General features: G+C 70.2%; 6 protein-coding genes. 4 read left to right on the top strand and 2 right to left on the bottom strand.

What is annotated here, in order from left to right:
• Nucleotides 1-59: 59 nt before the first annotated feature.
• Nucleotides 60-653 (bottom strand): hypothetical protein, encoded by a 594-nt coding sequence (locus tag GGE06_RS07865; protein ID WP_147321040.1) that lies wholly within the window; start codon nt 651-653, stop codon nt 60-62.
• Between the two features lie 11 nt (nt 654-664).
• Nucleotides 665-9,250, bottom strand: coding sequence for a golvesin C-terminal-like domain-containing protein (locus GGE06_RS07860; protein WP_246532430.1), 8,586 nt, complete (start codon nt 9,248-9,250; stop codon nt 665-667).
• 364 nt (nt 9,251-9,614) lie between these two features.
• On the opposite strand from GGE06_RS07860, the gene GGE06_RS07855 reads away from it, so the two are divergent.
• The 4 genes from GGE06_RS07855 (at nt 9,615) to GGE06_RS07840 (ending at nt 13,434) form a co-directional block, all read left to right on the top strand.
• The gene (locus GGE06_RS07855) at nt 9,615-10,316 is read left to right on the top strand and encodes a VanZ family protein (protein WP_184930364.1); all 702 of its coding nucleotides are present in this window, start codon (nt 9,615-9,617) and stop codon (nt 10,314-10,316) included.
• A 68-nt stretch (nt 10,317-10,384) separates the two neighbouring features.
• On the top strand, nt 10,385-11,062 hold the full coding sequence (locus tag GGE06_RS07850; RefSeq protein WP_116157217.1) for a response regulator transcription factor: 678 nt from the start codon (nt 10,385-10,387) through the stop codon (nt 11,060-11,062).
• Nucleotides 11,055-12,137, top strand: coding sequence for a sensor histidine kinase (locus GGE06_RS07845; protein WP_116157218.1), 1,083 nt, complete (start codon nt 11,055-11,057; stop codon nt 12,135-12,137). The genes GGE06_RS07850 and GGE06_RS07845 overlap by 8 nt, the downstream gene beginning before the upstream one ends.
• Nucleotides 12,138-12,222: 85 nt before the next feature.
• Nucleotides 12,223-13,434 (top strand): NAD(P)/FAD-dependent oxidoreductase, encoded by a 1,212-nt coding sequence (locus GGE06_RS07840; protein ID WP_184930363.1) that lies wholly within the window; start codon nt 12,223-12,225, stop codon nt 13,432-13,434.
• Nucleotides 13,435-13,444 lie beyond the last annotated feature (10 nt).

Here is a 13,444-nt window from a genome sequence, read left to right as displayed (position 1 = left end):
GCGCCGATGGCATCGGCGCCCGGTACCGGACTCACTGATCAGCGCTCAGGCGTGCCGTCCTAGCGCTTCCCCTCCCAGGGGTCGATGCCCTGCGACCAGAGGCGCCGCTGCTCGTCGTCGCCGAGGAAGAGCGCCGAGGGCCTGCCCCACAGGGCGAGGTCGCCGAGCGGGCACTCGTCGAACTCCCCGCGCAGGACGCGCACGAGGAACTCGACCATGCCGCAGTCGTAGCGCCGCCACAGGTCGTCGTCCCGGTTGCGCACCAGGATCGGCCACGCGTCGGGGTCGTCGCCGGACGCGTCCCAGCACAGCAGGTCCGAGCTGCCGGTGACCCCCCAGGTGATCAGCACGGGGTCCGCGCCGTCGAGCTCGGGGGACTTCTTGTCCCGCGCCCAGGCGTCCTCCGCGTTGACCGTCTCCAGGAGCATGCCCCCGAACGGGGACGCCGGTTCGGCGCCCTTGTGCTCGGGCCGCTGGATCACCAGGTAGGCCTGGATCGAGCCCGGGCCGTAGGCCCCGATGAACTGCCGGTAGTCGGCGGGGAACCCACGGCCCCACGAGGTGCTCATGCGGTCCCAGTCGATTGCCGCGCCGCCTTCGTCCGGCGGCGGCACGAGGCGCCGGAGCGCCTCCCATTCGGCCACCTGACTCACTCTCTCTCCTCTCATTCCATCGATCCGGTCGGGACCTGCCGACCGGTGTTCGGATCGTTGAACATGCCGAGGTTCCGGCCTGCCAGGGTGTTCGACACGAAGGTGTCGATCCTGATGCCCGCGGACCCGTCCGGGTTCGTACCGTACGCGGTGATCTTGAAACCGAGCGGAACGGTTCTCCGGCCGCTGTAGGTGGGTGTCACCGAGTACAGGACGTCCTGTCCGGCCGCGACCGCCTCGGCGACCTGGTTCTCGTAGTTCTTCATGTTGTTGGAGCCCTGCTGGGAGCCGGTCTGCCAGTCGTTGGCGCCGCGCGAGCACGTCGCCAGGTTGTTCAGGTCGGTGCCCGAGCCGCTCAGCTGCTTGCCGAGGAGGTGGCAGGCGTTGATGTTCTGTTCCACCGGGTGCGCCCCGAGGAAGCCGGCCGTGCGCTGGGCCCACCGGTAGCCGGGAGGCGCGACCTTGGAGACGTCCGTCTTGGTGCCCTTGTGCGTCTCCAGGTAGGACTTGTTGAGGCAGGACGTCACACCCGTGGCGCGGTTGCCGTTGGCCTTGTCGACGTCTCCGTGCTTGACCCAGCCGCACTTGCTGTCGTCATCGTCGTCGTCGGTGCCGCGGGGCTTCGGCTTGGGCTCGGGGTCGGGCTTGGGCGAGGGCGCCGGCTCGTCGTCCTCCTCCGCCGCCTCGTCGATGGCCTCCTCGATGCGGTCGGCGGCCTCCTCGACCACGGCGACCACGGCCGCCACGATGACCACCGCGGCGACCACGGCCACGGCGACCGCGAGGATCGGGATGGCGGCGAGCGCGAAGGCGAAGTGGCCGTCGATCTCGACGTTGCTGATCGGGTTGCCGCCGGTGAAGGCGTAGCGGTTGCCGGTGAAGGCGTCGGTGCCGAGGCCCATGTCGGCGAGGGCGCCGTTGTACATGTCCCGCGTGGTGAAGCGGTTCAGACCCGGCGCGTAGTCCCGGAAGCCCATGTCGTAGGTGCCGGACTGGGCGTCCCACCGCTTGGCGTTGAAGCGGTAGTGGTTGTACTCCTCCTTCGTCGGGTCCCCGGCGTCGGGCTTGTCGATGCCGGTGAACTCGCTCTTGTCCTCGCTGCCGTAGGCGGTGTAGCCGTAGGTGGCCTTGGTGTCGCCGTTCTTGTCGGTCAGCGTCTCGACGTCGGTGTGGCTGTTGTAGCCGTAGTACGCGTCCTCGGTGGTGCCGTCACTGTTGTGCGTGACCTGGGAGAGCCGCTGGCCCCACGGGCTGTACTCGTAGGACTTGGTCAGCTTTCCGGCGACCTCCTCGTTCAGCACCTCGTTGGACAGACCGAGGTAGTTGAACGTGGTGGTCTTGCCCTCGGCCGTCTTGGAGACCGTGCGGTCCAGCGGGTCGAAGGCGTAGGTCGTCGACTTCATCGCGCCGGATCCGTCGCGCTGCTGCGACTCGACCACGTGGTCGAAGCCGTCGTAGACGCTGCGGGACACGACCTGGCCGCCGCTGGTGACGGACTCCTGTCGGCCGAAGGGGTCGTAGGTGAAGGAGGACGTGACGCCGGAGGTCGAGGAGCTGAGCAGCCGGTTGCGGTCGTACGTGTACGTCGCGGAGGACGCCTTGTCCGACTGGCTGATGACGTTGGCGTTGTCGTCGTGGACGAAGGTCTCGGTGTTCGCGCCGTTGCCGGTCTTGACCGACTTGGCGAGGCGCTCGACCGGGTCGTAGGTGAAGTCCGTGGTCGATTCGAGGTACGCCGCGTGGTTGTCGGCGTTCATCTTCTTCGCCACGTCCTGCGCCTTGTTGCCGTTGGCGTCGTAGGCGTAGGTGTGCGAGGAGACCAGGGTGCCGTTCGGCTTGTTCTCCGTCTGGGACTTGACCGCGCCGTCGAGGTAGTACGTGTTGTCGACGGTGTTGCCGTTGGGCTTGGTCTCCCGGAGGGCCAGGCCGCGGTCGGTGTACGTGAACGAGGTGACGTTCGGCGACGGGTCCGTGGCGGTGTCGCCCACGGAGATCGTCTTGACCTTCTCCCGGAGGTCGTACGTGTACTTGGAGTACTGGTCGGGGTGGGTGGCGGTGTCCGGGCGGCCGTTGATGTCGTACGTGTAGGAGGTGGTCTTCTTCTCCTGGCCGGCCAGCGACTCGGTGACCTGGCGGACCTGGTTCAGATCCGTGTAGGCCATCCGGTAGGCGTCGACCCGGGTGCCCGACGAGGTGTCGGCGATCGACTCCATGTTGCCGTTGACGTCGTACGCGTAGGTGAAGGTGTGCTTCTCGGTGTCGGTGTCACCGGAGTTGTCGCGCACCAGCTTCACGCCGTCGGCCACGACCGCGCCGCCGCTGTTCTGGAACAGCTGGAGCTTGCCCGTGTTGCCCTGGGTGAACGTGAACGAGCCGAGGCTGATCCAGGCACCGGCGCCGGTGGCCTGGCTGATCGTCTTGTCCGTGGTTCCGGCGGAGTGCGTGACCGTGTACTTGGCGGTCGTCGCGGCCCCGGAGACCTGCGGGTACTTGACGTACGCGGTGTACGTGCCGTCCTTGGGGATGTTCAGCGTCCAGGTGAACGCGTCGGTCCCGGCGCCGGCGGCGTGGACCTGGTGGTCGTAGCCCTGCTGCCCGGTCGCGCTCCCCTTGGTCCAGGTTCCCGTGGAAACGGTGTTCTGGGTGTCGGAGTTGTCGACGAGCGGCACGGCGCTGCCGACCGGGACGCCGTCGTCGGTCTTGGTCCTGAGCGTGCCGTTCGGGTAGTACGTCCAGCCCATGGTGCGGCTGGAGGAACCGCCCGCCGAGGTCAGCGTCCTCGACGTCTGCTGGCCGACGTCGTTGTAGCCGTAGGAGGTGGTGATGTCCCAGGCGTCGGTCGACGACTTCGCCCACCCGTTGTCGAAGTAGGTGTACGTGGTGTCGTTGCGGACCGTCTGGCCCTGCGACGCCGGCGCCGAGGTCCTGGAGACCCGGCCCACCTCGTCGTAGAACGTCTGGGTGTAGACGTCCGACTTGTTGTAGCGCGGGTCCGCCGGGTCGTACGGCTGGAACTGCTTGACCGGACGGTTCAGCTTGTCGTACTCGGTGCGCGCGGCGAAGTCGTCGGGGTTCGCCGTGTCGTTGCCGCGCGGGGTGGTGACCTTGACGGCGTTGCCGACCTGGTCGTACTCGTACGTGGTCGTGCGGTACGTGATGTTCGGCGCGGTCCCCGTGTGCGGGACCTTGACCTGGACCTGCTTGCCCCGCTCGTCGTAGCCGACCAGGGTCTCGTTGCCCTCGGCGTCCTTCGACGCGACGACGAGCCCGTCCTTGTCGTAGGTGCGGGACGAGGTCTTGCCGAGCGCGTCGGTGGTGGAGACGGCCCGGTGGTCGAGGTCGTACGCCGTCTTGCTGGCGTAGTCGGTCGTGTCCGGGGTCGCGTTCCGCCGCGGGTCGACGACCGTGACGGGGTTGCCGACGTTGTCGTACTCGTAGGAGATCTTGTGGCCCGCGGCGTTGACCACGGAGCTCAGCTGGTAGATCTCGTCGTAGGTGTTGGTGGTGACGAAGTCGTTGGGGTCCGCGGTGGTCGCGGTGCCCTTCGGCTCGGTCGTCGTCCGCAGGTGGCCGGTCCTGTCGTAGGTGTAGGCCGTCCTGCGCTCGGGGGCCGTCGGCGAGTCCTTCGGGGCCGTCGCCGAGGTGATCTGGTCGTTCGCGTCGTACACCGCGGTGGATTCCGCGCCGTGCGGCGCCGTGACCAGCGTGACGTTGTCGTTGGCGTCGTAGACGGGAGCCGGCGTGGTGATCAGCTCGCCCGCCGCCTGGTTCTTCGGCACGGTGCTGACCAGCGGACGTCCGTACGCGTCGTACGTCTGCGTGGTCTTCTTGCCCAGCGCGTCGGTGATCTCGGTGACCAGACCGCGCACGTCGTAGACGACCGACGTGGTGTGCTGCAGCGCGTCGGTGGTCTTCGCCGGGTATCCGGTGGGACCGAACTCGGTGAAGGTGGTCGGGTTGCCGTTGGCGTCGACCGTCTTCGTCGGCTGGCCGTAGGCGTCGTACTGGTGGACGGTGGTGTAGTCGTCCGCCGTGGCGGTCGCGACGCCCTTGGGGTCGGTGACCTTCGTCAGGTTGCCGAAGGAGTCGTAGCCGAACTCCCAGGTGCGGCCGCCCGGGGAGGTCTTGCGGAAGAGGTCGGTGGCGAAGCCGTCCAGACGCGTCTGGTACTGGAACTTCTGCGCGTCGGCCGGGAAGACGCCGGGCGCGCAGTCGCTCTGCGCCGGGATGCCGTTCTTGTTGCTCTCGGCGTCCCGCTTCCACAGCGGGTAGCCGGTCCGCTGGTCGTAGCACGACACCGTCTTGGCGCCGTTGGCCTCTTCCAGGTAGACGACGTTGTTGTCGGCGTCCCAGGACAGCTTGCTGACCTGCGACTTGGCGTTGGTGGTCTGCACCGGACGGCCGAAGTCGTCCGTCACGTAGTCCGTGGCCCGGTTCTCGGCGTCGGTGACCCTGGTGGCGGTGAACTTGGCGTTCGCGGCGTCAGGGGCGTACGTGAAGGAGGTGGTGCCCTGCCGGCGGTCGGTGATCGCCTTGGTCCACCAGTGGTACTTCGGGTCGTCGCCGGTCTGCGGGAAGTTGTACGTGAGCTGGGTGGCGTTGCCGCGCGGGTCGGTGACCTTGACCAGCTTGACGTTCTTGTTGCCCTGGGTGGCGTCGTACTCGAAGGCGAAGACCTTGGGCTGGGACGAGCCCGTGCCGTCGGTCAGCTTGGTGAGCAGGCCCTTGTCCGAGTACTCGAACGTGAGCTTGCGCCCCGAGATGTCGGTCATCGACTTGACGTGGTCGAGGACCTTGGGTCCGGCGCCGTCGGCCTTGCCGTAGTAGGTGACGGTCAGCGTCTGCCGGCCGACCGGGTCGGTGATGTAGGCGAGGAACTTGGTGGGCTTGTTGTTGGACTTGCGTTCCTCGTACGTGTAGGTCTGCGTGTTGCCGTTCTTGTCGACGACCGACGTCATGTAGCCGTCGCAGCCGAACACGAACCGGGTGCCGTCCGGGCGCGTGAGCGTCCAGGCGTCCGTGATCGGGTCCTTCTCCGGGGTGCAGTCGAGACCCGGCTTCGGCGTGACCTTGAAGTGGACGCCGGCCGGGGCCTTCCACGAGCCGTCCGGCTGCTTCCGGAAGACGTGGGTCGTTCCGTCGCCGTCCGGGAGGCGGATCTCGGTCGGGTTCGGCTTGGGGTGGAACTCCAGCGGGGCGCCGAGGCGGATCGGCCCGGCGGCCTGGCCGGACCAGCCGGCACCGAGCACGGTGTCCGAGGTGTCCAGGGAGTTGTAGGAGAACCGGACGAAGGTGTTGAGGCCTCGGCCCGGGTTGGAGAACGCGTTGTAGTTCCAGACGGTGTTGCCGGACGCCGCGTTGTTCATGACGGTCGAGCCGGCGCCGGTGTTCTTGCCGGCGAAGAAGTAGAACTTCTCCAGGCCGAGCGTGTTGGAGGTCGGGTCCTCGACGGCCACGTTCTGCTGGAGGCCGGGGATGCCCGCCGTCGCGGACGCCCAGGTCCCGGCCGTCTTGTTGTAGACGTCCCAGGTCAGCGCGTAGTCGGTGCGCTTGTTGCCCGAGTCCGAGTTGATCGGGGTGCTCACCTGCGCCTGGAGCGTCACCGAGTCGCCGGGCGCGACGTCCCGGGGCAGGGCGGTCCTGATCTGGTTGCCGCCGTTGGTGACGTCCGTGCCCTCGGGCAGCGTCCACCGGTAGGTGAGGACCTGGTCGGCGGCCGTCCAGGTGGCGGCGGTGGTGTTGGTGAGGGTGAAGTCCACCGTGTAGGTGGTGTTCGGGGTCATCCGGGCCGGGGTCTGCGGCGCGTAGTACGTCGACTCGGTGGTGGAGTCGATGTACGTGAGGACGATCCTCGGGCGGAGTCGCTGCTCGGCGCCCTCGGAGGAGAGGAACAGCGTCCGCTCCTGCGAGGCGGTCTCGTCGGCCGTCCTGACCATGACGCCCTGCTGGGAGGCGGGGGTGGTCACCCAGGACTGGGCGAGCGAGGTGACGTTCCACTCGTGGCGGGCCGGGTCGTTGCTGATGGCCCCGTTGTCGGCCACCGAGGCGCCGGAGTCGCCGCCCTGGCTGGTCCAGTCCGTGCCGGCGGTCGCCTTGGTCCAGGTGGCGGCCTCGTCGAAGTCACGGGTGAGCGGCCGGATTTCGTAGACCGCGCCCGCGGCGTCCGTGGTGGTCTGCGTGCTCCACAGGCGCACGTCCGCTTCGAGGACGCGGGCGGTCGTGGGGATGCCCAGCGCGGGGAACTTCAGCAGGGCACGGGTCTTGCCGTACGTCGCCGAGTTGTTGCCGACCGACAGCCAGGTCTGCGGGCCGCCGTCGTCGAGGGTGTCGTGCGGGGCGGTGGGCTGCGCCGAGGACAGGGTGGTGTCCTGGGACGCCTCCAGGATCTTCGTCGTCCGGCCGGCCTTCGGCAGCCGTACGAGCTGTGTCGGGGCGGGGACGACCTGCCCGTCCTTCGTCTTCACCGCGACCATGTAGTAGTACGCGCGCCCGAACGGGTCCGCGTCGTCGGCCTTGGTGGGGACGGCCGTGGTGTCGGTGAACGCCGTCGTGCCCGCCGGGACCGGCGAGACGAGGGTCGAGGCGGACGGCGTGAAGGTCTGGAAGACGGAGCGGTGGACCTGGTACTCGACGATGTCGTCGCCGGTGGCGACCGGGTCCTTGTCCTGGTACGCCGACCAGTTCAGCTCCGCGCCCGTGTCGTGGATGACGGACGGGGCGGCGAGGTCGACGCCCTGGCGGCCGAAGGTCACGACGAGACGCGGGTAGTTGGCGGTCTCGCCCGCGTAGGCGAACTCGCTGCCCTCGTAGCGCGGGCCGCCCTTGGGGCCGGTGGCGCTCTCGTCGCCGGCCTTGATGACGAAGCCGTTGTTGGCGTTCGTGCCGTCGACCCAGGACTGGACGGTCTTCGTCACCGGGAAGGAGTGCCAGGCGTTGAGCTCGCCGGCCTTCTTGGTGACCACGCCGCCCTTGGTGAACCGGACGGCGTCCGCGATCACGGAGGTGGTCGCCGACGCGGGACCGTCACCGAGGACGATCTTGCCGAGGGTGCCCGCCTTGAACGGGTGGGAGCCGAGCGTCTTCCACACGCCGGCCGTGCCGGCCTGCTGGTTGACGGTGTACGTCTTGCTGCCACCGTCGTACGTGACGGTGTAGGGGGCGTTGGCGGCCCGGTCCGACGCGGGTATGTAGTGCGTCTCGACCTGGTAGGTGCCGTCCTCGGGGAGGCTGGGCTGCCAGGTGTACGTGTCGCCCGCGACCGAGTCCTTGTTGTACAGGTAGTCCTGGTTCACCGCGTACTGCGTGTACGCCGTGTTCCCGGAGGCGGGCCAGGCGCCGACGGCCGCGGTGCGGCCGGTGTCGCCGTCGTCGACGACGACGGCGGTGCCGGACAGCTCGCCGGTGATCGCGTTGGCGCTGTTCCAGGTCGCCGTGGACTCGGTCCAGGACTGGGTGGCGCGGTGGGCCTCCAGCTGCACCTCGGTGTCACCCGTGGTGTGCGTCTGGTCGTAGTAGAGCCGCAGGTCGGCGGAGTCCACCGTGGTGCCCGCGGGGATGCCGCCCAGCGGGAACCTGACCAGGGCGCGCGAGGCGCCGGTGCTGGTGTTGCCGACGGACAGGCGCCAGTTGTCGTCGTAGTTCGTCGTCGGGCCGTCCGACGAGATCATCACGTCCTGGGCGGTCGTCGGCGTCGGCGCGATCGAGATCGTCGGATCGACCGTGACCGGATACGTCCGCTCGGGGGCGGCCAGCCACTTCGCGTCCGGCGTGACCGTCAGCTTCCAGCCCTTGCCCGCCCGCGTGAGCTTCTGCTCGACGGACGTGCTGTAGGCGGCCCCGTACGGCGAGGAGGCGTCCTTCCTCGCGTCCGTCATGAACGCGGCCGGGATCACCAGGACCGGCTGCGCGGCCTCGCCGTAGAAGGCGACCGAGCCGTCCTTGCCGGCCTTCGGCGTCAGGCCGCCGGCGTCGAGGGTGAAGGTGAACGAGACCGGCCCGGCGGGCCGTTCGTCCAGGACGATGTTCTCCTTGACCCGGCCGGGGCCGACCTCGTACGACAGGTCGGCGCCGGCCACCGCGTCCTTGTAGGTCACGGTGCTGCCCTGGGCCGTGGGCGCCAGCCTGCCCGCGCCCTCCAGGCCGAGCGTCACCGCGTGCCCGTTCCCGGCCTCGAACCTGAGCAGCCGGTGCGCGTCCGAACCGAACCAGCTGCGCGCCGCGTTCGTCGTGTTGCCGAAGGCGAAGCCGCCGCCGGCCGTCGCACGGACCGTCGGATCGATGTCCTGCCAGGACTTCCCGGCGCGGTACGCGGTCGGTACGGCCGACACCTCGGCCTGCACCCGGCCGTCGGACAGCTTCCAGTACCGCGCGTTCGCGGTACGGCGGTCCTTGAGCTCCGCGACGCGCTTCGGCTTCGGTGCCGCCTTGCCCTTCGGCAGCGTCTCCCTGGTCGGGAGCACGGGGGTACCGCCGGTCGAGACCTGCGGCGCCCGGGCGTCGCCGGCGTCGTCCTCGTCGGAGAACCAGCCCTTGAACGTGTCGAATACGCCTTCGTCACCGCCGTCCGACGCCGGCGCGGCGAATGCCACGCCCGGCATCATCGAGGCGGTGACCGCCGAAACCACGAGGCAGGCAAGAGCCCGCCCGAATCTCACTTTCACGCCATTCCTTTCGTTCGCGCCCACACGCGCATAAGCGAAATGGGCACACGGGTGCCCAGCGGGTGGGTTTCTAACCAAACGCGGAGAGCGGTGTCAACCGACTTCAGAATTAGGACATTTGACGGTGCGGCAGGGACCGGTAGGGCATATTCGCCCGAAATGACCGCGCCCTTGCATTCACCGGTCCGAACGGTGTAGGCACCTGTCGAATTCTCATCATCCGATTGCGGAGTTTCGTATATCGCGGGTGTATCGAAAAGCGCATACGCCGCCGCGACGGCCTTCCGTCTTCCATGGCGGCATGAACCACGACACGCCCCTGTCCGTGCCACCCCGCCGGATCGTGCTCCTCGCCCTCACGGTCCTCGGCCTGGCGAGCGCCCTGTTCGTCCTGAGGCGGCCGCTCATGATGTCCGCTCCGAGGTGCCTGGCCGGGCGGTGGCACGGCTGCCTCGACACGTTCAACGGGGTCGTGCTCCTCGCCCTGGCCGCGCTCCCGCTGTCCGCCCTGGTGGTGTGGGCCCTGGCCCGCCGGCGGCGGGCCGCCGGTGCCGGGGCGGCGTGGCGGAGGTCGCTGGCCGAGGTGGGCCTGGCGCACGGGACGGTGCCCTTCCTGTGGCTGACGCTGATGCCGGGCGCCGGCGCCGGCACCGTCCCCGGCCGGGTGAGCCTCGTACCGCTGCGGGACCTGGTCGCGATGGGTCCGCTCGGGATCGCCGGGAACCTGCTGGTCTTCGCCGCACTCGGGGCCTTCGCGCCGATGCGGTTCGCGGCCGTGGCGTCCGTACCGCGGATCCTGGCGCTCGGGGCGGGCTGCTCGGTCCTGGTCGAGACCGCGCAGTACGTCCTACGGCTCGACCGGGTGTCCTCCGTGGACGACGTCCTGGTCAACGCCACCGGCGCGCTGCTCGCCGCGCTGGCCACACGCCGCTGGTGGCGCACCGGGGCGGCGGTGGCACCGTCTGACCGGCCCCGCCCGGCGGCGCCGGCACGGACGGCCTGAGCCGCACGGCCGATGCGCCCGCACCTCCGCATACGTCGGCGACATGTCGGGTTGCCTAGGCTTCAGCCATGCGCGTACTGATCGTGGAGGACGAGCCCTACCTGGCCGAAGCCGTGCGGGACGGTCTCCGGCTGGAGGCGATCGCCGCCGACGTCGCCGGCGACGGCGACTCCGCCCTGGAGCTGCTCGGCATCCACTCCTACGACCTCGCGGTCCTCGACCGCGACATCCCCGGCCCCTCCGGCGACGAGGTCGCCCGGCGCATCGTCGCCTCCGGCAGCGGCATCCCGATCCTCATGCTCACCGCCGCCGACCGCATCGACGACAAGGCCTCCGGTTTCGCGCTCGGTGCCGACGACTACCTCACCAAGCCGTTCGAACTGAGGGAGCTCGTGCTGCGGCTGCGGGCGCTCGACCGCCGGCGCGCGTACGCCCGGCCGCCGGTCCGCGAGATCGCGGGCCTGCGCCTCGACCCGTTCCGCCGGGAGGTCTTCCGCGACGGACGCTACGTCGCGCTCACCCGTAAGCAGTTCGCCGTGCTCGACGTCCTCGTCGCCGCCGAGGGCGGGGTCGTCAGCGCCGAGGAGCTGCTCGAACGGGCCTGGGACGAGCACGCCGACCCCTTCACCAACGCCGTCCGCATCACCGTCTCCGCCCTGCGCAAACGGCTCGGCGAACCATGGGTCATCGCCACGGTGCCGGGCGTCGGCTACCGCATCGACGCAGGCGGGCCCACGGATGCCTAGACGCCCGGGGCTCAGCGTCCGCCTGCGACTCACGCTCAGCTATGCCGGGTTCCTCGCCGTCGCGGGAGCGCTCCTGCTGGCCGTGGTGTGGGGCTTCCTGCTGCGCTACGTACCCGACAACACGCAGGGGCTGCTGGGGATCTCGCCCAACCGCTACCTCCTGGTGCGCACCTTCGGCCCCGCCGCGGCCGTGGCGATGGCCTTCCTGCTCGTGTTCGGCCTGGTCGGGGGATGGTTCCTCGCGGGCCGGATGCTCGCGCCGCTCACCCGGATCACGGCCGCGGCCCGGACGGCCGGGAACGGATCGCTGTCCCACCGGATCCGCCTGGACGGCCGCCGGGACGAGTTCCGCGAGCTCGCCGACGCGTTCGACTCCATGCTGGAACGGCTCGAGTCGCACGTCGCCGAGCAGCAGCGGTTCGCGGCGAACGCCTCCCATGAGCTGCGCACCCCCCTGGCCGTCTCGCAGACGCTGCTCGACGTCGCCCGCAGGGATCCGACGCGGGACCGGGAGGAGCTCCTGGCGCGCCTCAAGACCGTCAACACGCGCGCGATCGACCTCACGGAGGCCCTTCTGCTGCTCAGCCGCAGCGACCGGGGGACCTTCCGCCGCGAGAGCGTGGACCTGTCCCTCGTCGCCGAGGAGGCCGCCGAGACCCTGCTGCCCCTCGCCGAGCAGCGCGGGATCACGCTCGACGTCACCGGGGAGGCGGCACGGACCAGCGGCTCCTCGGAGCTTCTGCTGCGGATGGTGACGAACCTCGTCCAGAACGCCGTCGTGCACAACCTCCCCGCCGGCGGCACGGCGACGGTCCACACCGGGACGCGGGGCGGCACGAGCCTCGTACGGGTCGAGAACACGGGCCGTCCGGTCCCGCCGGAACTGGTGCCGACCCTCACCGAACCCTTCCAGCGCGGTACGGAACGGGCGCGCACCGAGGAGCACGCCGGCGTCGGCCTGGGCCTCGCCCTCGTGCACAGCATCGTCCGCGCCCACGACGGAACCCTCGACCTCGTCCCCCGCCCCGACGGCGGTCTCCGCGTCACGGTCCGACTCCCCCACACGGATATGTGACGCAGGTCACATTCCGCTCCTGTCAGGAATCGGGGCGCCGCCCCGGTCAATCCACCGAAGGCAAGCGAACCGACAGGAGCACCCCATGAAGCACCGCATCGTCGTCCTCGGCGCCGGCTACGCCGGGAGCTACGTGGCAGGGAACCTCGCCCGACGGCTGTCCCCGGCGGACACCGAGATCACCGTGGTCAACGCCGTGCCGGAGTTCGTCGAGCGGCTGCGGCTGCACCAGGTCGCGGCCGGCCAGGAGATCGCGGCACCGCGGCTCACCGACGTCTTCGCGGGTACGGCCGTGCGGCTGCGCCTGGCCCGTGTCACCGCCGTCGACCCCGACCGCCGGGTCGTCACCGTGGCCGACGCCGACGGCGGCTGCGAGCTCCCGTACGACACCCTCTTCTACGCGCTCGGCAGCCACGGCGACGACCAGCGCGTCCCCGGCGCGGCCGAGCACGCCTTCGACGTCAGCAGCCGCCCCGCGGCGCTGCGCCTGCGCGAGCGCCTGGACAGCCTGAGCGAGGGCGGCAGCGTGCTGGTCGTCGGCGACGGGCTGACCGGCATCGAGACCGCCACCGAGATCGCCGAGTCCCGGCCCGGTCTCTCCGTGACGCTGGTCGCCCGCGGCGAGCTGGCCGCCCGACTCTCCGCCGGGGCCCGTGACCACCTGCGCCGGGCCTGCGCCCGTCTGGGCATCACCGTCCTGGAACACGCCACGGTCGAGTCCGTCGAGGCGGCGCGGGTGCTGTGCGCCGACGGCACCGCCCTGGCGTCCGACGCGACCGTGTGGACGGCCGGGTTCGCGGTCAGCCCCCTCGCGGCCACGGGCGGGCTCGACGTCACCGGGGACGGTCGGATCGTCGTCGACCGCACCATGCGGTCGGTCTCGCACCCGGACGTGTACGCCGTCGGCGACAGCGCGTACGCCCTCGGCGACAACGGCCTGCCCCTGCCGATGTCCTGCGCCTCGGCCGGCTACACCGGCATGCAGGCCACGAACTCGGCGGTGGGCCGCCTGACCGGCCGCAAGGCCGGGAACACCAAGCTGGAGTACGTGGGCAACCACATCAGCCTCGGCCGGCGGGACGGGATCCTGCAGCTGGTCGACGGCGAGGGGCGGGCGAAGCCGAAGTACCTGGGCGGCCGGACGGCGGCCCGGGTCAAGGCGGGCATCCTCTGGATGTCGCTGTGGACCACCTCGCACCCGACCTTCGGCCTGCCCAAGCGCGGCCTCCGCGTCACCGCCGCGGCGGAGGGGTCCTCTCCGAAGACGGAGCCGTCCGCCCGGAAGGCCGTCGCGTAGCCGGCCGAGG

It is taken from the genome of Streptomyces nymphaeiformis (assembly GCF_014203895.1).
Taxonomy (GTDB): Bacteria; Actinomycetota; Actinomycetes; order Streptomycetales; family Streptomycetaceae; genus Streptomyces; species Streptomyces nymphaeiformis.
Note: the sequence above shows the minus strand (reverse complement) of the source record. Positions and strands in the feature narration are given on the sequence as shown.